20 protein-coding genes and 1 tRNA gene are annotated in these 18,477 nt (G+C 68.3%); 15 read left to right on the top strand and 6 right to left on the bottom strand.

What is annotated here, in order from left to right:
* Nucleotides 1–6 precede the first annotated feature (6 nt).
* The 6 genes from MCHLDSM_RS28045 to MCHLDSM_RS28070 are packed head-to-tail and all read left to right on the top strand — an operon-like array spanning nucleotide 7 to nucleotide 5,800.
* Nucleotides 7–924: an amino acid ABC transporter permease gene (locus MCHLDSM_RS28045; protein WP_048473106.1), complete on the top strand. Its 918-nt coding sequence runs from the start codon at nucleotides 7–9 to the stop codon at nucleotides 922–924.
* 26 nt (nucleotides 925–950) lie between these two features.
* The gene (locus tag MCHLDSM_RS28050; protein ID WP_048473107.1) at nucleotides 951–1,703 is read left to right on the top strand and encodes an amino acid ABC transporter ATP-binding protein; all 753 of its coding nucleotides are present in this window, start codon (nucleotides 951–953) and stop codon (nucleotides 1,701–1,703) included.
* Between the two features lie 38 nt (nucleotides 1,704–1,741).
* A complete protein-coding gene (gene macS, locus MCHLDSM_RS28055; protein WP_407661953.1) occupies nucleotides 1,742–2,821 on the top strand; it encodes a MacS family sensor histidine kinase in 1,080 nt (359 codons plus the stop codon).
* Complete coding sequence (locus tag MCHLDSM_RS28060) at nucleotides 2,791–3,447, top strand: response regulator (RefSeq protein ID WP_048473134.1); 657 nt, start codon at nucleotides 2,791–2,793, stop codon at nucleotides 3,445–3,447. Before macS ends, MCHLDSM_RS28060 begins: the two co-directional genes overlap by 31 nt.
* Nucleotides 3,448–3,491: 44 nt before the next feature.
* Nucleotides 3,492–5,264, top strand: coding sequence for a DUF2339 domain-containing protein (locus tag MCHLDSM_RS28065; protein ID WP_048473109.1), 1,773 nt, complete (start codon nucleotides 3,492–3,494; stop codon nucleotides 5,262–5,264).
* A 38-nt stretch (nucleotides 5,265–5,302) separates the two neighbouring features.
* Nucleotides 5,303–5,800: a Dps family protein gene (locus MCHLDSM_RS28070; protein WP_048473110.1), complete on the top strand. Its 498-nt coding sequence runs from the start codon at nucleotides 5,303–5,305 to the stop codon at nucleotides 5,798–5,800.
* Here the strand turns inward: MCHLDSM_RS28070 and MCHLDSM_RS28075 are convergent.
* Complete coding sequence (locus tag MCHLDSM_RS28075; protein WP_234714226.1) at nucleotides 5,775–7,049, bottom strand: adenylate/guanylate cyclase domain-containing protein; 1,275 nt, start codon at nucleotides 7,047–7,049, stop codon at nucleotides 5,775–5,777. The genes MCHLDSM_RS28070 and MCHLDSM_RS28075 overlap by 26 nt on opposite strands.
* Before the next feature lie 40 nt (nucleotides 7,050–7,089).
* On the opposite strand from MCHLDSM_RS28075, the gene MCHLDSM_RS28080 reads away from it, so the two are divergent.
* Nucleotides 7,090–7,887: a nitrilase-related carbon-nitrogen hydrolase gene (locus tag MCHLDSM_RS28080; RefSeq protein ID WP_048473112.1), complete on the top strand. Its 798-nt coding sequence runs from the start codon at nucleotides 7,090–7,092 to the stop codon at nucleotides 7,885–7,887.
* On the opposite strand, the gene MCHLDSM_RS28085 is transcribed toward MCHLDSM_RS28080, so the two are convergent.
* Nucleotides 7,838–8,491: a DUF998 domain-containing protein gene (locus tag MCHLDSM_RS28085; protein WP_158023743.1), complete on the bottom strand. Its 654-nt coding sequence runs from the start codon at nucleotides 8,489–8,491 to the stop codon at nucleotides 7,838–7,840. The two genes, MCHLDSM_RS28080 and MCHLDSM_RS28085, sit on opposite strands and share 50 nt — an antisense overlap.
* A 467-nt stretch (nucleotides 8,492–8,958) precedes the next feature.
* On the opposite strand from MCHLDSM_RS28085, the gene MCHLDSM_RS28090 reads away from it, so the two are divergent.
* Nucleotides 8,959–10,104, top strand: coding sequence for a PE-PPE domain-containing protein (locus MCHLDSM_RS28090; protein WP_048473114.1), 1,146 nt, complete (start codon nucleotides 8,959–8,961; stop codon nucleotides 10,102–10,104).
* 74 nt (nucleotides 10,105–10,178) lie between these two features.
* On the opposite strand, the gene MCHLDSM_RS28095 is transcribed toward MCHLDSM_RS28090, so the two are convergent.
* Nucleotides 10,179–10,255: transfer RNA gene (locus tag MCHLDSM_RS28095), tRNA-Leu, on the bottom strand.
* A 95-nt stretch (nucleotides 10,256–10,350) separates the two neighbouring features.
* Between MCHLDSM_RS28095 and MCHLDSM_RS28100 the strand changes: the two genes are divergently transcribed.
* The 7 genes from MCHLDSM_RS28100 (at nucleotide 10,351) to MCHLDSM_RS38260 (ending at nucleotide 16,480) form a co-directional block, all read left to right on the top strand.
* Nucleotides 10,351–10,980 (top strand): two-component system response regulator PdtaR, encoded by a 630-nt coding sequence (locus tag MCHLDSM_RS28100; RefSeq protein ID WP_176579640.1) that lies wholly within the window; start codon nucleotides 10,351–10,353, stop codon nucleotides 10,978–10,980.
* Nucleotides 10,981–11,181: 201 nt separating this feature from the next.
* Nucleotides 11,182–12,393, top strand: a complete 1,212-nt coding sequence (locus MCHLDSM_RS28105; RefSeq protein WP_048418016.1) for a branched-chain amino acid ABC transporter substrate-binding protein — start codon at nucleotides 11,182–11,184, stop codon at nucleotides 12,391–12,393.
* 72 nt (nucleotides 12,394–12,465) lie between these two features.
* Entirely contained in the window at nucleotides 12,466–13,476 is a 1,011-nt protein-coding gene (locus MCHLDSM_RS28110) for a branched-chain amino acid ABC transporter permease (protein ID WP_048473116.1), read from the top strand.
* Nucleotides 13,473–14,642 carry a branched-chain amino acid ABC transporter permease gene (locus tag MCHLDSM_RS28115; protein ID WP_048417963.1) on the top strand — a complete coding sequence of 390 codons (1,170 nt, stop codon included), beginning with the start codon at nucleotides 13,473–13,475 and terminating at the stop codon, nucleotides 14,640–14,642. Before MCHLDSM_RS28110 ends, MCHLDSM_RS28115 begins: the two co-directional genes overlap by 4 nt.
* Nucleotides 14,639–15,466 carry an ABC transporter ATP-binding protein gene (locus MCHLDSM_RS28120; RefSeq protein WP_048473117.1) on the top strand — a complete coding sequence of 276 codons (828 nt, stop codon included), beginning with the start codon at nucleotides 14,639–14,641 and terminating at the stop codon, nucleotides 15,464–15,466. Before MCHLDSM_RS28115 ends, MCHLDSM_RS28120 begins: the two co-directional genes overlap by 4 nt.
* Entirely contained in the window at nucleotides 15,450–16,193 is a 744-nt protein-coding gene (locus MCHLDSM_RS28125; protein ID WP_048473118.1) for an ABC transporter ATP-binding protein, read from the top strand. The genes MCHLDSM_RS28120 and MCHLDSM_RS28125 overlap by 17 nt, the downstream gene beginning before the upstream one ends.
* A gap of 113 nt (nucleotides 16,194–16,306) precedes the next feature.
* Complete coding sequence (locus MCHLDSM_RS38260) at nucleotides 16,307–16,480, top strand: hypothetical protein (protein ID WP_156455058.1); 174 nt, start codon at nucleotides 16,307–16,309, stop codon at nucleotides 16,478–16,480.
* 3 nt (nucleotides 16,481–16,483) lie between these two features.
* Here MCHLDSM_RS38260 and MCHLDSM_RS28130 read toward each other — a convergent pair whose 3' ends face one another.
* Genes MCHLDSM_RS28130 through MCHLDSM_RS28140 form a run of 3 tightly spaced genes read right to left on the bottom strand, consistent with a single transcriptional unit; the run spans nucleotide 16,484 to nucleotide 18,350 of the window.
* Nucleotides 16,484–16,711 carry a DUF167 domain-containing protein gene (locus MCHLDSM_RS28130; protein WP_048473119.1) on the bottom strand — a complete coding sequence of 76 codons (228 nt, stop codon included), beginning with the start codon at nucleotides 16,709–16,711 and terminating at the stop codon, nucleotides 16,484–16,486.
* A gap of 2 nt (nucleotides 16,712–16,713) precedes the next feature.
* Complete coding sequence (locus MCHLDSM_RS28135) at nucleotides 16,714–17,916, bottom strand: lipid-transfer protein (RefSeq protein ID WP_048473135.1); 1,203 nt, start codon at nucleotides 17,914–17,916, stop codon at nucleotides 16,714–16,716.
* Nucleotides 17,913–18,350, bottom strand: a complete 438-nt coding sequence (locus tag MCHLDSM_RS28140) for a Zn-ribbon domain-containing OB-fold protein (RefSeq protein WP_048473120.1) — start codon at nucleotides 18,348–18,350, stop codon at nucleotides 17,913–17,915. The genes MCHLDSM_RS28135 and MCHLDSM_RS28140 overlap by 4 nt, the downstream gene beginning before the upstream one ends.
* Nucleotides 18,351–18,477: the final 127 nt, after the last annotated feature.

Below are 18,477 nucleotides of genomic sequence, written 5' to 3' on the forward strand. Positions count from 1 at the left end.
GGATTCATGAGTGATGCCGGCGCGCCGCCACAGACCATCGACGCTGTACCGCTGAAACACCCCTGGCGGTGGGTGGCGGCGGCCGTCATCCTCATCATGGCCTTCCTGTTCATCTACGGGGCGGCCACCAATCAGGCCTACCGGTGGTCGGTCTTCGCCGAGTACGTCTTCGACAAGAGGGTGCTGACCGTCGGGTTGGTCAACACCCTGCAGTTGACGGTGTACTCGATGGCCCTGGCGATCGCGCTCGGGGTGCTGCTCGCGGTGATGCGCCTGTCGCCCAACCCGGTGTTCCGCTGGGTGTCGTGGGTGTACCTGTGGATCTTCCGCGGCACCCCGATCTACGTGCAGCTGGTGTTCTGGGGCCTGATCCCGACGATCTACCAGCAGTTACGCGTGGGCGTGCCGTTCGGCCCGACGTTCACCGTGATCGATCTGCAGAGCTTGTCCATCCCGTTCCTGCTGGCGACGCTCGGTCTGGCGCTCAACGAGGCGGCCTACATGGCCGAGATCATCCGCGCCGGCATCAGCTCCGTTCCCGAGGGCCAGCTGGAGGCGTCGACGGCCCTGGGCATGTCCTGGGGGCTCGCGATGCGGCGCACGGTGCTCCCGCAGGCGATGCGCGTGATCATCCCGCCGACCGGCAACGAGGTGATCAGCATGCTGAAGACCACCTCACTGGTGACCGCGGTGCCGTTCACCCTCGACCTGTTCGGCATCACCGCCAGGGAGATCGCCGCCCGTACCTTCGAACCTGTGCCGCTGCTCATGGTCGCCGCGTTCTGGTACCTGATCGTGACCAGCATCCTGATGGTGGGCCAGTTCTACCTCGAGCGGTACTTCTCCCGGGGCGCGTCGCGGAAGCTGACGACCAAGCAACTCGAGGCGCTGGCGAAGGCGCAGGCAGGCACAGGTGCGATGTGACTCGATCGGAGAAGGCCGCTGGGCCCATGGTGAAGGCCGAGCTGGTGTGCAAGGACTTCGGCGCGCTGAAGGTGCTCAAGGGCATCACGCTGGAGGTGCAGCAGGGGGAGGTGCTGGTTCTGGTCGGACCGTCCGGGTCGGGCAAGTCCACGTTCCTGCGGTGCATCAACCACCTTGAGACGGTGAGCGCGGGCCGGCTCTACGTCGACGGGAAGCTGGTCGGCTACACCGAGCGCGGCGGCAAACTGCACGAGATGAAGCCCGGTGACGTGGCCAAGCAGCGCCGCGAGGTCGGCATGGTGTTCCAGCACTTCAACCTGTTCCCGCACCGCACCGCCCTGGGCAACATCGTCGAGGCGCCGATCAAGGTCAAGGGCGTCAACAAGAAAGAGGCGATCGCGCGCGGCAAGGATCTGCTCGAGCAGGTCGGCCTGGCCGAGAAGGCCAACGCCTACCCCGCCCAGCTGTCGGGCGGGCAGCAGCAGCGCGTCGCGATCGCCCGCGCGCTGGCGATGGATCCCAAGCTCATGCTGTTCGACGAACCCACCTCCGCGCTGGACCCCGAGCTCGTCGGCGAGGTGCTGGGGGTGATGAAGACGCTGGCCTCGGAGGGCATGACGATGGTCGTGGTCACCCACGAGATGGGCTTCGCCCGCGAGGTCGCCGATGAGGTGGCGTTCATGGATGCCGGCGTCGTCGTCGAGCGGGGCAACCCGCGCGAGATCATGGCCAACCCGCAGCACGAACGGACCAAACTGTTTCTCTCCAAGGTGATGTAGCGCCCGACCCCGCCACGCCGCTGTGGCGGGCGGCCCAGGTGTTCCGCCTGCTCAGCTGCCTGTACGCGCTGGGCTTCGGGTTCGCCGTCAACGCCGACCTGGAGCGGCCCGTCGGCGGCTGGCTGGTGTTCGCGCTCCTGATCGGGTGGAGCATCGCCTGCGCGGTGGCCTATCTGCAGGGTTTCGGGCGCCGGCCGGCCTGGGTGCTGACCGAGATCGCCGTCGTGGTGGCACTGGTGCTGTCCACCGAACTCGTCGCGTCCGACCGGTGGATCGCCGACAACCAGTCGCTGCCGACCACCCTGTGGGCCACGAACGCCACCATCTCCGCGGCCATCCTGTTCGGTCCGATCGGCGGCATGCTGACCGGCGTGGTGGTGATGTCGCTGGGCGCGGTGCTCAAGGGGTACGTCAGCGTCGACCTCGGCCGCAACGCGACCATCGTCATCGAACTGGCGGTCGGCCTCGCCGTCGGCATGGCCGCGCAGACCGCCCGCCGCGCGCACGCCGAACTCGAGCGGGCGGCCCGGTTGTCGGCGTCGGTCGAGGAACGGGAGCGGCTGTCCCGGCACGTGCACGACGGGGTCCTGCAGGTGCTCGCGCTGGTGGCCCGGCGAGGGCGCGAGATCGGCGGGGAGACAGAACAATTGGCCGAACTCGCGAGCGAGCAGGAGCGTGCACTGCGCCGTCTGGTGGTCGCGGGTGAGGAAGCGGCCGGGGACGGGGCCCGGGCCGACCTCGGCGCGATGCTGCGCCGCCGCGCCGCCGACCGGGTGTCGGTGAGCGTGCCCGCGCACCCGGTGGTGCTCGACGCCGCCGTCGCCGACCAACTCTGCGCCGCCGTCGGCAACGCACTGGACAACGTCGAGGCGCACGCAGGGGCCGGGGCGCGGGCGTATGTTCTGCTCGAGGATCTCGGCGAGTCGGTGACGGTCAGTGTGCGCGACGACGGCGTCGGGATTCCCGACGGACGGCTCGCCGAGGCGGTCCGGGAAGGCCGGATCGGTGTCGCGAAATCGATTGTGGGACGGATGGATTGGTTGGGCGGGCAAGCGACGCTGCACACCGGCCCGGGGTTGGGGGTGGAATGGGAGCTGACGGTACCGCGATCACGGTGATGGTCGTCGACGACCATCCCATCTGGCGCGACGCGGTCGCGCGCGATCTGGCCGACGACGGTTTCCAGGTGGTGGCGACAGCCGACGGCGTCGGCGCGGCCGCCCGGCGAGCGGCGGTGGTGCGGCCCGCGGTGGTGGTGATGGACATGCGGCTGGCCGACGGCGACGGGGCGCAGGCCACCGCGCAGGTGCTCGCGGTGTCCCCGTCGTCGCGTGTCCTGGTGCTCTCGGCGTCCGACGAACGCGACGACGTGCTCGAGGCCGTCAAGGCCGGCGCGTCGGGGTATCTGGTGAAGAGCGCGTCCAAGCAGGAACTCGCCGAGGCGGTGCGGGCCACCGCGCAGGGCCGCGCCGTGTTCACCCCCGGGCTCGCGGGTCTGGTGCTCGGGGAGTACCGGCGCATCGCGCGGGACGAGACCGGCCCCGCGCAGCCCAGCCTGACCGAACGGGAGACCGAGATCCTGCGCCATGTCGCGAAGGGGCTGACCGCCAAACAGATCGCCGCCCGCCTGTCGCTGAGCCATCGGACGGTCGAGAACCACGTGCAGGCCACGTTCCGCAAGTTACAGGTCGGCAATCGGGTCGAGCTGGCGCGCTACGCGATCGAGCACGGTCTCGACGAGTAGTTGTACTCATCCGCCGGGCGGGTGCGAGTTGTCACGCTGGGTCCATGACCGAACCGCACACCGCTGTCGTCGCCCGGCTCTCGGCGGATTTCGCCGCGCTGTCGCATCAGCTCGCCCGGGCCTCGGCCGATCTCGCCGAACTCGATCGTGTTCTCGGGCCGCGGCCGCCGTGGCCGTACCCGGTGCCCCCGCCGCCGCTCCCGCCGGCGCTCCCGCCGCAGTACGCGCCACCTCCGCCGCCGCGGCCCGTGCCGCCGCCCCCGCCGCCGAAGGCCCCGCGGGAGCGGTCCGATGGCTGGATCGGCAAGCTGCTGGCCGTCGCGGGCGTCGCGGTCACGCTGATCGGGGTGGTGCTGCTGCTCGTGCTGGCCGCGCAGGCCGGGATCCTGCGGCCCGAGTTCCGGGTGGCCGCCGGTGCGGTGCTCGCCGCGGCGCTGGTGGGCGCGGCCTGGTGGATGAACGGCAGGCCCGGCGGGCGGGTGGGCTCGATCGCGCTCGCCGCCACCGGTGTCGCCGCCGCCTACATCGACGTCGTCGCCGTCACCGCGATCTACGACTGGGTGCCTGCGCCGCCGGCGTTGATCCTCGCCTCGCTCGTCGGTGGGGCCGGGCTGACGCTGGCGCGGCGCTGGGACTCCCAGCAGCTGGGGCTGCTGGTGCTGGTTCCGCTGGTGGTGCTCGCGCCGATCGTGACCGACGGCATCACCCTTCTCCTCGTCGGTTTCATGCTGGCGCTGTCTGCGGCGTCGCTTCCCGTGCAGATCGGCAAGGACTGGGTGTGGTTGCACGCCGCCCGCGTCGCGGCCGCATCGCTGCCTCTGCTGGTGGGGTTGGTGGTCCGCCATGTCGACGGACGCCACGACCTCTGGCTCGCCGGTGGCTGCGGCATCGCGGCGCTGCTGGCGCTGGTCGGCGCGATCGTGGTGCTGCCCGGCACGGCGAACCGGACGGCGGTGGCGCTGCTGACCGCGGCCGGTGTGAGTCCGCTGCTCTGCGTCGGGCTGGCCGTGGACCAGGTGGTCGCGGCGTTGATGATCGCCGCCCTGGCCGCCGCACTGCTGGCCCTCGTCCTCCTCGGGGACCGGTTGCCGGGGGTACCCGGCATCGCCCGGCAGGTGTTCTCCGCGACGTCGGCGGTGGCGGCCCTGATCGCCGTGACCGTCGCGTTCGACGGGCCGGTCGCCGGACCGCTGCTGCTGGCGATGGCCGCCGTCACGGCCGTCGGGGGGCGGCGCGACACCGTCGCACGCTGGGCAGCCATCGGATTCGCGGTCGTGGGGGCGGGGGTCCATCTCGGGGAGGCGCCGCTGGACGCTCTGTTCGTGCCGACCGGGGTCAGCGCCGCGGCCGGGGCATCGACGCTGGTGTCCAGCGTGCTGCTGGCGCTGGCCGCCGTCGCGATCGCCTGGTCGGTGTCCGGCGCGGACCGGACCGTGTGGGCCGGGGCCGCCGCGGTGGTCGCCTACGCGGTCACCTCGTTCACCGTGACGGCGGGTGTGCTGATCGGCGGGACGAGTCGCGGGTTCTACGGCGGGCACATGACCGCGACCATCTGCTGGATCGCCATGGCCGCCGCCGTCTTCGGGTATGCCGTCCGCCTGCCGCGCGCCGACCGCTCGGTGCCCATCGCGGGTGGCCTCGGACTGGTCGCCGCGGCAGTGACGAAGTTGTTCCTGTTCGACCTCGGAACCCTCGACGGGATGTTCCGCGTTGCGGTGTTCATCGTCGTCGGCCTGATCCTGTTGGGGATGGGCTCGGGCTACGCCCGGTTGCTGGACCGCCAGGACAGGCAGGTTGTGACAACGGATACCCGCTAAACTGGACTCATTCCAGACTAGGAGGCGTTGACACCATCATGGGTACTGCATCACCGTCACGAAAGACCGAAGCCGAGGTCACCGGATTCCAGGCCTCGCCGGCGCTGCGCGAAGCGCTGCAGCGAGTCCTCGTCGATCTGATCGAGCTCCACCTGCAGGGCAAGCAGGCGCACTGGAACGTCGTCGGCACCAACTTCCGCGACCTGCACCTGCAGCTCGACGAGGTCGTCGACTTCGCCCGCGAGGGCAGCGACACCATCGCCGAACGCATGCGCGCGCTCGACGCCGTTCCCGACGGCCGGTCCGACACCGTCGCCGGCAGCACCTCGCTGCCCGAGTTCCCCGCCTTCGAGCACAGCACCGGCGAGGTCGTCGACCTGATCGCCGCCCGCATCTACGCGGCCGTGGCCACCCTCCGGGAGGTGCACGACACCGTCGACGCCGAGGACGCGAGCACCGCCGACATCCTCCACCAGCTGATCGACGGCCTGGAGAAGCTCGCCTGGCTGATCAAGTCGGAGAACCGGAAGGTGTGACGGCCTGGGCCCGGTGGCCCACCAGATACCAGGTGTGCATCGGGCCCTTGCCCTTGACCTCCACGTAGCCGCGCTCCTCCAGCACGAAGCTGTCGCGCAACCGCTCGTACACGTCGTCGGGAACCTGGATCCTGCCCTCGACGTCGGTGGTCTCCATCCGGGAGGCGACGTTGACCGCGTCGCCCCACACGTCGTAGAAGAACTTCTTGGCGCCGACGACACCGGCCACGACGGGCCCGCACGCCATGCCGATGCGCAGGGGAACCGCACGGCCCTGCGGGTCGGTGAGCCCGGTGACCGTGTCGGCCATGTCGAGGGCGAGCGCCGCCAGGGCTTCGAGGTGGTCGGAGCGGGGTGTGGGCACACCGCTGACCACCATGTAGGAGTCCCCGCTCGTCTTCACCTTCTCGAGGCCGTGCCGGTCCACCAACGCATCGAGATCGGTGTAGAGGCGGTCCAGGAAACGCACCAGTTCGGCAGGTGAGGTGTCGCTGGCGCGCTTGGTGTACCCGGCGATGTCGGCGAACAGGATCGACGCGTCGTCGTACTTGTCGGCGATCACCGAGCGTGCCGGATCCTTGAGCCGGTCGGCGATCGTCTCGGGAAGGATGTTGGCCAGCAGTCGCTCGGAGCGTTCGTACTCGGCTTCCATGGCCTGTTCGGCCCGTTCGGTCTCGCGCAGGGTGTACCAGAGAGTCGCGAGGATCATCACCACCGATGACACCACCGAGCTGATGAATCCGACCGTCAGCATCCAGGGCGGTCCGATGCCTCGATCGTTGGGCACCGTCAGCTCCAGCGCGATGATCAGGACGACGCCGATGGCCGCGATCACCGCGGCCAGCGCGATGCGCTCGATCCCGAGGACCAGGACCACCAGGGACGCCGACACCAGGAAGTAGAACTGCAGTCCCGAACCGGTGCCCATCGTGTAGCAGAAGAAGCCCACCGACAGGTAGGCGAAGACGACGAACGTCACCGGCGCGACGATCTCCCCGAGCGGGCACAGCCGCGGGATGCTGAGGAACGCCAGCCCGCACAGGATGTTGATGACGCCCAGCCACCACAGCGAGCCGCCGATCGTCAATTGGAAGGTGCCGAAGGTGACCGAGACGGCGGCGGCGATCCACCCGGCGATCGTCAGCACGCGGATACGCCGGGAGACGGCTTCGGCGCGGTGGCGGTTCAGCGAGGTCGCGCGGCCCTGCAGTGCCACCTCGGGCACGCAGACGGGCCGAACGTTCAGCACGGCCGGAGCTTATCGCTCCGGCGAGGGATAACCTGCTGGAATGACGCGTATCGCGTGCTGTCAGATCGATCCCGTGATCGTCGACCTCGACGGGAACTCCGATCGCATCGCCGCCGCGGTGGCCGATGCGTCCGCGGCGGGTGCCGACGTCATCGTGCTGCCGGAGTTGGTGACGTCGGGGTACATGCTCGCCGACGACGCCGAGGCCCGCGCCGCGGCGCTGGCGGCCGGCGATCCTCGGTTCTCGAAATGGGCTGCAGCGGCAGGGGATTCATGGGTGGTGCTCGGCTTCTGCGAACTGGGTGACGACGGGTTGCTGTACAACAGTGCGGCGGTGCTCGACGGGGGCTCGGTGGCGGCGGTGTACCGAAAGACCCATCTCTGGGATCGCGAGAAGTTGATCTTCACCCCGGGCAACGCCTTACCGCCGGTGATGCAGACGCCACACGGTGCGATCGCCGTGATGCTCTGCTACGACCTCGAATTCGGGGAACTGACGCGGCGCGCGGTGGTCGACGGCGCCGACCTGATCGTCGCGCCGGTGAACTGGCCGCTGTTCCCGCGGCCCGAGGGCGAGCATCCCGGGGAGGTCATCACCGCGATGTCGACGGCGCGTACCAATCACGTCGCTGTCGCGGCATGCGACCGTGCCGGTGTGGAGCGCGGTCAGCGGTGGACGGAGGGGACGGCGATCGTGAGCGCCGACGGCTGGGTGGTGGCCGAGGCCGGACCGGGGGAGCGCACGGTGATGGCCGATCTCGACCTGTCGCTGAGTCGGGACAAGATGCTCACCGAGTACGTCCACCTGCTCGAGGATCGCCGGCTCGATCTGTACTGAGCGGCCGCGCCGTCAGGACCGCCACGGCGGCCAGCAGCTGCCACGCGATGATCGGGTAGATCGCGCCGCGTTCGCAGACGCCGGTTGGCAGGTCCGCCGCGACCAGCAATGCCCCCGACAGCAGCCCGATGGCGCCCAGCCCGTAGCCGGTCCGGCGCAGGGCGTGCGACCCGTGCGGTAGGCCGGCCCACGCGGCGATGAGCACGGCGAGATTGCCGCCGACGATGGCGGCCGCCGCGCCACCGACGTGCAATCCCTGTGCGGCCCCGGTGCCCCCGCTGGGGAACAGCCCGACGACGACGGAGCCGGCCCCGTAGGCGCATGCCGCCACCACGAACGCCAGAGCGCCCCGGCGCGGCGGACCCGTGCGGACCGTCAACGCGCCGGCGACCACGAACGCCATTCCCTGCACGCGGAACGCCGCGTTCATCCACCAGGACAGGGGGGACTCGGGGCGACCGAGGTCGCTGATGTAGTCGGCGAGGTAGCTGTACTCCGGCATCCGCGACGCCGCGACCGCTTCCGTGGCCAGGTAACCGACACCGGCGGCGATCCACAGCGCGGCCGCCATCCGGCGGACCGTCGTCGTCGTCGGAGCGTGCACTCGACCAGCGTGCCAGGCGATTGCTGATCGATGCCCGCCCATGTCGCTTTCCCCGACCGAAGGGTGGAACCCGATTTGCTTGCTGAAACAACTACTTTTTGTTGCGTTCGGTGACGGTGATTCCGTCCCGCACCGCGGACCGTGTCCGGGAGCAGCGACGTCACAGCTCTCCCTGAGAATTTGCTGAATACGTGTAGACATACTTTTTTCGCTGCTAGTCTGCTTAGAAGAAGTTGGGAGACAACTTCCTAGTTCTGATCCGGGGGAGGGATCTGATGGGAAATCACCACTGTCCAAAGCGTGCCCGCAGGCAGTCTTTGGGACTCGCCGGAGCGACGATGGTCGGTGCGCTGATCTTTGCTCCGATCACACATGCGGCTGATCCCGGCGGATCGACGTGCCCTGGAGGTCCCGCTAGTACCAACGGAGTCACTGCGCTACTGGTCGGCGGACAGGGGTCGTACGCCGTGCTGACGCCGGAGCAGATGTGCACGGCGTTCGGCGGCTACTTCGCGCCGTACGACGACCGGATCAGCGTCCCGTTTCCGGGGGATGCGGAGTTCAACGACTCCATCCCCGAGGGTGCCACCAACCTGTACAACGCGGTTCTGGCCCAACCCGCAGGCGCGGTGCTGACGATCGGCGGGGTCAGCAAAGGTGCCCCGTCGGTGATCGAGGCGCTCCGGCAGTTGGAAGCGGCTCGCGAGAACACCACCGATGGCATCGACGTGCCCGACGCCGATCACATGAACGTGATGATCTACGGCGCGCCGAGCCGCATCTACTACTCCGGGGTGAAGTACCGTCCCAACCTTCCGGTCACGCCGTACGACGTGTACATGGTGTCGGCCGAGTACGACGGCGTGGCGGACATGCCCGACAACCTGTTCAACATCCTCGCCGTGCTCAATGCGGCGCAGGGTGCGGACATGCTGCATGTGGACGCGGCGTTCAACACCGATTTCGCGAACGATCCCATGCACTACAAGGTCGAGACCAACGCCGACGGCGGGACGGTCACGACGATCCTCATCCCCTATACGGATCCCATTGTGCCGCTGCTGCATCCGATGCTGGAAGCCGGTGCGGACCCCGTGCAGCTGGCCAAGTTGAGCGCGATCCTCAAGCCGATCATCGACCGCGGCTACACGCGGAACAACGTCTTCGAGAAGAAGAAGTGGATCGACGGGGTGGTGAACATTCCGCTCCCGGCGGCCGCGACACAGACTCCGGGCGGCACGACCGTATTCACCACCGCTGCCACCGTCGCGAAGGATCAGAGCGAGGTGACCACCGCGGCCCCGCCGGCCGCACCGGCCCCGCCGGCGCAGCAGACGGAATACGTCGGCAAGCACCGGGCCGTCGAGCCAACGGATGACGACACCGCGGCCAAGGACACCAAGAAGGTCGCGCGTGACTTCGTCAAGCAACTGAAGGACGACTTCACGAAGCTCACGACGAAGAAGGACAAGTCGGACTCGTCCTCGTCATCCAAGGCCGACGACAAGGCCGAGGCGAAGTCCGAGGAGAAGAAGGAAACCACGGCCCACGAGACGTCGTCCTCGACGTCGTCGTCCAGTGCCGGCAGCAGCGACACCGGATCGGAGAGCTGACCGCCCCTACGGCTCTCCCGGGACGCCCCGCCTTCGTCACGAGGGCGGGGCTTCTTGCTGGACCGGCGCCTTCTTGGTGCCCTCGGTGAGATTCGAACTCACACTGGACGGGTTTTGAATCCGTTTCCTCTGCCAGTTGGGATACGAGGGCTTCCCGGGGCAGTGCGTACACCGCCGTGCGGCCTCCCACCATAGAGGATGGCCCCGCGGTCGCTCATCCCGGCTTCGCCGGACACAATGTTGTTCATGACTGCGTCCCCGACAGATGCCGCCCCGCCGCGCCGAGTGCTCGTCGCCGAGGACGAGGCGCTCATCCGGCTCGACCTCGCCGAGATGCTGCGCGAAGAGGGCTACGAGATCGTCGGCGAGGCCGGCGACGGGCAGGAGGCCGTGGATCTCGCCGAGTCGCTGCGCCCGGATCTGGTGATCATGGACGTCAAGATGCCCCGCCGCGACGGCATCGACGCCGCGGCCGAGATCGCCAGCAAGCGCATCGCCCCCATCGTCATCCTCACCGCGTTCAGCCAGCGCGACCTCGTCGAGCGCGCCCGCGACGCCGGCGCGATGGCCTACCTGGTCAAGCCGTTCAACATCACCGACCTGATCCCGGCCATCGAGGTGGCGGTCAGCCGGTTCAGCGAGATCTCCGAGCTGGAGAAGGAAGTGGCCAACCTGTCCGACCGGTTGGAGACCCGCAAGCTCGTCGAGCGCGCCAAGGGTTTGCTGCAAACCAAGCAGAACATGACCGAGCCCGAGGCCTTCAAGTGGATCCAGCGGGCCGCGATGGACCGCCGCACCACCATGAAGCGGGTTGCCGAGGTGGTCCTCGAGACCCTCGATCCCCCCGCGGACGAGGCGCCCCCGGCAGCGCAGTGACGGCCTGTCCAGGCACAGTCCGTTAAGTCTGCGTTTCCGAAATCGACATTTGACGGATCCGGACACCCGATCGGCGCCACGCGTTCCTCAACATCACGCACCACGGCGGCGCGTTGGTTATGGTCGTCGCGAAGCACCGCCGCCTCCGCCGTCCGGGGTAGGCACGACGGTGTCGATCAACACATGAACCGGAGGTGGGACGTGCGCGGTCGCATGGCACGCAATGCATTTGCTCTCGGTAGCGCGGGACTGATTGTGCTGGCCCTTGCCGGCTGCAATCAGAGCGCGCCCGAGGAGGAGGCGTCGCAAGCGAATCTGAAGATCGTCGAGAAGGTCCAGATCGACGAGAACGGCGCCGAGGTCAAGGCCGCCGAAGGCGCCTCACCGGCCGATCCGGCAGGTGACGGCAAGGCCACCTGCCCGCCCGTGTCGATCGCCATGGCCGGCGCGCTCAACGGCCCCGACGCGGCGCTGGGCATCAACATCAAGAACGGTGTGCAGCTGGCCATCGACAAGCACAACGCGGCCAACCCCGGCTGCCAGGTGCAGCTCAAGCCGTTCGACACCGAGGGCGACCCGCAGAAGGCCACCGCCATCGCCCCGCAGATCGTCGACGACCAGTACACGATCGGCCTTGTCGGCCCGGCGTTCTCCGGTGAGACCAAGGCCACCGGCGGCGTGTTCGACCAGGCCGGCCTGGTCGCGACCACCGCCTCGGCGACGAACGTGACGCTGTCGGAGAACGGGTGGAAGACCTTCTTCCGTGGCCTCGCCAACGACGGCGTCCAGGGACCCGCGGTGGCGAACTACCTGAAGAACACGCTCTCCAACAAGAAGGTGTGCGTCGTCGACGACAGCACGGACTACGGTCTCGGTCTGGCCCAGGCGGTGCGCGACACCCTCGGGCCGGTCGCGGATTCGGCGTGCAACATCTCGGTCAAGAAGGGCGACAAGGACTTCTCGGCGGCCGTGACCCAGGTCAAGGGTGCGGCGCCGGACTCGGTGTTCTACAGCGGCTATTACGCCGAGGCGGCACCGTTCGTCCAGCAGCTCAAGGACGGCGGCTTCGAGGGCACGTTCGTCAGCGCCGACGGCACCAAGGACCCCGAGTTCGTCAAGCAGGCGGGTGAGTCCTCGAAGGGCGCGCTGCTGTCCTGCCCGTGCGGGCCGGCGACGGGCGCCTTCGCCGACGAGTACACCAAGAAGTTCAACCAGGCCCCCGGCACCTACAGCACCGAGGGTTACGACCTGGGCACCATCCTGCTCAAGGGCATCGACTCCGGGGCCATCACCCGGCCGGCGCTGCTCGACTTCGTGCGCAACTACGACGGTCAGGGCGTGGCGCGTAAGTACCAGTGGACCCCCACCGGTGAGCTCACCACCACCCTGATCTGGATGTACGAAGTTCAATAACCGCTGACGCGAAACGCGTCCGGGCTCGACGGCTCGGACGCGTTTTGCACTCATCGAGGAGCCGCCACACCGATGATCCTGGCCGCCAACATCAACTTCAACGTCGGAGCGCTGTTCGACAGCTTCTGGCAGTTGACGATCGACGGGTTGTCCTGGGGCGCGATCTACGCCCTGGTGGCGGTCGGGTACACGCTGGTGTTCGGCGTGCTGCGGCTGATCAACTTCGCGCACTCGGAGATCTTCATGCTGGGCATGTTCGGCGCCTACTTCGCGCTGGACATGATCCTGGGGTTCACCCCGAGCGGCAACGCCTACAACAAGGGTGTCGTGCTGACGATCGTCTACCTCGGGGTGGCGATGTTGTTCGCGATGCTGGTCTCGGGCGGGGCAGCGGTCGGATTGGAGTTCGTCGCCTACCGGCCGCTGCGCAGACGGAACGCCCGGTCGTTGACGTTCCTGATCACGGCGATCGGCATGTCGTTCGTCCTGCAGCAGTTCGTGCTGTTCATCCTGCCCAAGCTCATTCCGGGCTACGGCGGGCCGAACGCTCAGCAGCCGATCGTGCTGGTGCAGCCCAAGACCCAGTTCACGTTCTTCGGGGTGGCGATCTCCAACGTCACGATCGTCATCATCGTCGCCGCGCTGGTGCTGGCGGTGCTCACCGATCTGGCGATCAACCGCACCAAGTTCGGCCGCGGAATCCGCGCCGTGGCGCAGGATCCGACTACCGCGACGTTGATGGGGGTGTCGCGGGAGCGCATCATCATGACGACGTTCCTCATCGGCGGCGTGCTGGCCGGCGCCGCCGCGCTGCTCTACACGCTCAAGGTGCCGCAGGGCATCATCTACTCCGGCGGATTCCTGCTCGGCATCAAGGCGTTCTCGGCGGCCGTGCTCGGCGGCATCGGCAACCTGCGCGGCGCCCTGCTGGGCGGTCTGATCCTGGGCATCATGGAGAACTACGGGCAGGCCGTGTTCGGTACGCAGTGGCGTGATGTCGTCGCGTTCGTCCTGCTGGTGCTGGTGCTGCTGGTGCGCCCGACGGGCATACTCGGCGAGAGCCTCGGGAAGGCGCGGGCATGACGGCAACGTGGGCGCGGGTGACCGACTGGTGGGACGGGCTGTCCCGCGCGCAGAAGTGGGTGTTCGGCATCATCCTGTTCGCCGGGGTGGCGCTGTCGCCGTTGTTCACCCCGCCGTTCATCGACACCCCGGGCATCAGCTTCGGCGGCACCATGGCACAGTTCGCCATGGTCGCGATCATCGCGATCGGCCTGAATGTCGTTGTCGGACAGGCGGGCCTGCTCGATCTCGGTTATGTGGGGTTCTACGCGGTCGGCGCCTACACGGTGGCACTGCTCACCAGCCCGGAGAGTCCGTGGAACCAGGTCGGCCCCGAGGGCTTCTTCAGCACGCCGTGGGCCTGGCTGTCGTGCGTTCCGCTGGCGATGGCGTTCACGGCCTTGACCGGTCTGATCCTCGGCTTTCCGACGCTGCGGCTGCGCGGCGACTACCTCGCGATCGTGACGTTGGGTTTCGGCGAGATCATCCGGCTGATGGCCGACAACCTCGCCGACATCACCAACGGCCCGCGCGGCCTCAACGAGGTGGCCTTCCCGCACTTCCTCGAGAGCGAGAAGAACCCGCAAGGCGTGTTCTCGGTGTCGAATTCGTCGGGCGACGCGAACTACGGCACGTGGTGGTTCTGGCTCGGCCTGATCCTGATCGTCGTCATCCTGCTGCTCGTGGGCAATCTCGAACGCAGCCGGGTCGGCCGGGCCTGGATCGCGGTGCGCGAGGACGAGGACGCCGCAGAGGTCATGGGCGTCAACACGTTCCGATTCAAGCTGTGGGCGTTCACCATCGGCGCCGCGATCGGCGGTCTGTCCGGTGCGCTGTACGCCGGCCAGGTGCAGTACGTCGCCCCGCCGACGTTCAACATCATCAACTCGATGCTGTTCCTGTGCGCGGTCGTGCTCGGCGGTCAGGGCAACAAGCTGGGCGTCATCCTCGGCGCGTTCATCATCGTGTACCTGCCCAATCGCCTTCTGGGCGTGCACTTCCTGGGTATCGACATGGGCAACCTGAAGTACCTGTTCTTCGGGCTGGCGCTGGTGGTGCTGATGATCTTCCGGCCGCAGGGTCTGTTCCCCGCCCGCCAGCAGCTGCTCGCGTACGGCAAGGCGGCGCGGAATCTGTTGCGTGCCGGGCCGAAGGACACGCCGACGGTGAAGGAGCCGGCGCAATGAGCATCGAAGATCTCGCCGGCGTGCACCGCGAGATCGCGGCCGACGAGGGGGAGGTGCTGTTGCAGACCACGGATCTGACCGTGAAGTTCGGCGGCCTCACCGCGCTGGACTCGGTGACCTTCGACATCCGTCGCGGCGAGATCCTCGGCCTGATCGGCCCCAACGGCGCCGGCAAGACCACCTGCTTCAACGCGATCACCGGGGTCTACCGGCCGAGCGGGGGATCGGTGGTGTTCGACGGCGAGCCCATCGGCCGGATCAAGCGGCACCAGATCACCCGGCGCGGCATCGCCCGCACGTTCCAGAACATCCGGCTCTTCGGGGAGATGACCGCGCTGGAGAACGTCATGGTCGGCACCGACGCGCGGCACCACACCTCGGTGCCCGGCGCGCTGTTCCGCTCACCGCGGCACCGCCGCGAGGAACGCTCGGCCATCGAGAGATCGGCGGCACTGCTCCACTTCGTGGGGATCGCACACCGCGGGGAGGAGAAGGCCAAGAACCTGTCCTACGGTGATCAGCGCCGTCTCGAGATCGCCCGCGCTCTGGCCACCGAACCCAAGCTGCTGTGCCTGGACGAGCCGGCGGCCGGCTTCAACCCGAGCGAGAAGTCCGCGCTCATCGACCTGATCCGCAAGATCCGCGACGACGGCTACACCGTGCTGCTGATCGAACACGACATGCGGTTGGTGATGGGGGTGACCGACCGGATCGTGGTACTGGAGTTCGGTCGCAAGATCGCCGACGGCCTGCCCGCCGAGATCCGCGAGGACCCCAAGGTCATCGCCGCGTACCTGGGGGTTCCCGATGACGACATCAGCTGACGCTCGGCCCGTGCTGCTGGAGGCACGTGACCTGGTGGTGCACTACGGCCGGATCAAGGCCCTGCACTCGGTGTCGCTGACCGTGCACGAGGGGGAACTGGTCACGCTGCTCGGCTCCAACGGCGCGGGCAAGACCACGATGATGCGGGCCATCTCGGGTCTGCTGCCGCTGACCTCGGGTTCGGTGTGGTTCGACGGTCGCGACATCAGCCGTGTCAAAGCGCACCGCCGGGTCGCCGACGGGCTGATCCAGGCGCCCGAGGGCCGTGGCGTCTTCCCGGGTATGACGATCGTCGAGAACCTCGAAATGGGCTGCTACGGGCGGAAATTCGCGTCGAAAGCCGAACACGACGAGCGGCTCGACTGGATCCTCGAGACCTTCCCGCGGCTTGCCGAGCGCCGAACCCAGGTGGGCGGCACGCTGTCCGGCGGGGAGCAGCAGATGCTGGCGATCGGCCGCGCCCTGATGGCGCGGCCCAAGGTGTTGCTCCTCGACGAGCCCTCGATGGGGCTTGCGCCGATGGTCATCTCGCAGATCTTCAAGATCATCGCGGAGATCAACGCGACCGGGACCACGGTGCTGCTGGTCGAGCAGAACGCCCAGCAGGCGTTGAGCCGGTCCGACCGCGCGTACATTCTCGAGACCGGTGAAGTCACCCACACCGGCAACGCGCGTGACCTGTTGGCCGACGACAGCATTCGCGCGGCGTACCTCGGCGTCGCCTGAACCTGTTCCTCCTTGCCGCGGTCCACGCCGCCACGATGAACCCGATGGCCCTCTCCATCGTCATCACTGTGAAGGGGTGCCGATGCTGAGGCGCCCGGAAACGGAGTGGACCCATGATGCTCAAACTCATCGCCGCGAGTGGTCTCGCCGGCATGGCGGCCGTCGGCGCCATCACCCTGACAGTCGCGCCGGGCCAGACGCCCTCTGGGCCCTATCTGACCAACCAGTCGACGGTGATCACCACGACGTCCAGCCCGCCGACATACACCGGCCGCCCGGGCTACTGACGCTCACTCGATCCGGAAGCGCTTCAGTCTGGACGTGGCCCCCGAGACCAGTCGGATGCGGCTGCGCGGCGCGCCGACATGCTCGGCGAGCACGCGGATGACGGCCTCGTTGGCCTTGCCGTCGACGGCCCGCTCGCGCACGTAGATCGTCAACGCCCCGTCCGGTGCCGTCTCGACCAGGGGACCCTTCGCGCTGCCGGGCTTGACGTGCACGGAGACGAACTCGGCCACCTCTACCGGGCGACGACGACCGAGGAGCCGTGGCCGAACAGGCCCTGGTTGGCGGTGACGCCGACCGTGGCGCCGTCCACCTGACGGCCGGTGGCCCGCCCGCGCAGCTGCCAGCTCAACTCGCAGACCTGCGCGATGGCTTGCGCCGGAATGGCTTCGCCGAAGCTCGCGAGGCCGCCGGAGGCGTTGACCGGGACGCGGCCGCCGATGGTGGTCGCTCCGCTGCGCAGCAGATGCTCGGCCTCACCCTTGGCGCACAGCCCGAGATGCTCGTACCAGTCGAGTTCCAGCGCGGTGGACAGGTCGTAGACCTCGGCCAGACTCAGGTCCTCCGGCCCGATGCCTGCCTCGGCGTAGGCGGCGTCGAGGATCTGATCCTTGAACACCCGCTCGGGGCCCGGTACCACGGCGGTGGAATCCGTTGCGATGTCCGGCAATTCGGGCAAATGCTGCGGGTACTGCGGCGACTGCAGGCTCACCGCGCGCACCGACGGCACACCCTCGACCGAGCCGAGGTGCTTCTCGGCGAAGGCCTTGCTCGCCACGATCAGCGCGGCAGCGCCATCCGAGGTCGCGCAGATGTCCAGCAGCCGCAACGGATCCGACACCACGGGGCTGGCCAGCACGTCGTCGACGGTGGCTTCTTTGCGGTAGCGGGCGTTCGGGTTGTTCAGACCGTGCCGCGCGTTCTTGACCTTCACCGTGGCGAAGTCCTCGAGAGTGGCGCCGTAGAGATCCATGCGGCGCCTCGCCAGCAGGGCGAAGTACACGGTGTTGGTCGCGCCGATGAGATGGAAGCGCTGCCAGTCGGGATCGTTCTTGCGCTCCCCGCCGACGGGCGCGAAGAAGCCCTTGGGGGTGGTGTCGGCTCCGATCACGAGGGCGACGTCGCAGAAGCCGGCCAGGATCTGCGCCCGTGCGCTCTGCAGTGCCTGGGATCCGCTGGCGCATGCCGCGTAGCTCGACGTGACGGGAATGCCGTTCCATCCCAGCTTCTGGGCGAAGGTCGCGCCGGCGACGAAGCCGGGGTAGCCGTTGCGGATCGTGTCCGCGCCGGCCACGAGCTGGATCTGGCGCCAGTCCAGACCGGCCTCGGCCAGCGCCGCGCGGGCGGCGACGACGCCGTACTCGGTGAAGTCGCGCCCCCACTTGCCCCACGGGTGCATGCCGGCGCCGAGGATGTAGACGGGATCGGGTGTGCTCATCGGGCGATCCTCCACGCGTGCACGATGCGCTCGACTCCGTCGTCGTCGACGTAGAGCGGCATCGTGGTCAGTTCCATCTCCATGCCGACCTTCAGGTCGGCGGCCAGCGTGCCCTCGACGACCTTGCCGAGCACGATCAACCCTTCTTCGGCCAACTCGACCGCCGCGACCGCAAAGGGCTCGAACGGATCCGGCGACGGGTACGGCGGCGGTGGCGCGTAGCGGTTCTCCGTGTAGCTCCACAGCGTGCCCCGCCGGGACAGCGGCACCTGCGCGAGGTCGTCGCCATCGCAGCCGGGGTTGGGGCAGTTGTTGGTGCGCGGCGGGAACACGTAGGTCCCGCACTGGTGACACTTGGCGCCGATCAGATAGGCCTGACCCGACCCGTCGGTGGCGAACCAGCCGTCGACTGCAGGTTGTGTGGATGCTGACACGCGGTCAGCGTACCCAGTCGGGCCCGAAAACTGAAACGTGTTCCAGTTTGGAAGTTGGGATCGGTAGCGATCGGCTCCGGATGCACTGATGCCGGAGTAGCGTCCCCGCCACAGCCGGGGGCCGGAG

This window comes from Mycolicibacterium chlorophenolicum (assembly GCF_001044235.1).
Lineage (GTDB): Bacteria > Actinomycetota > Actinomycetes > Mycobacteriales > Mycobacteriaceae > Mycobacterium > Mycobacterium chlorophenolicum.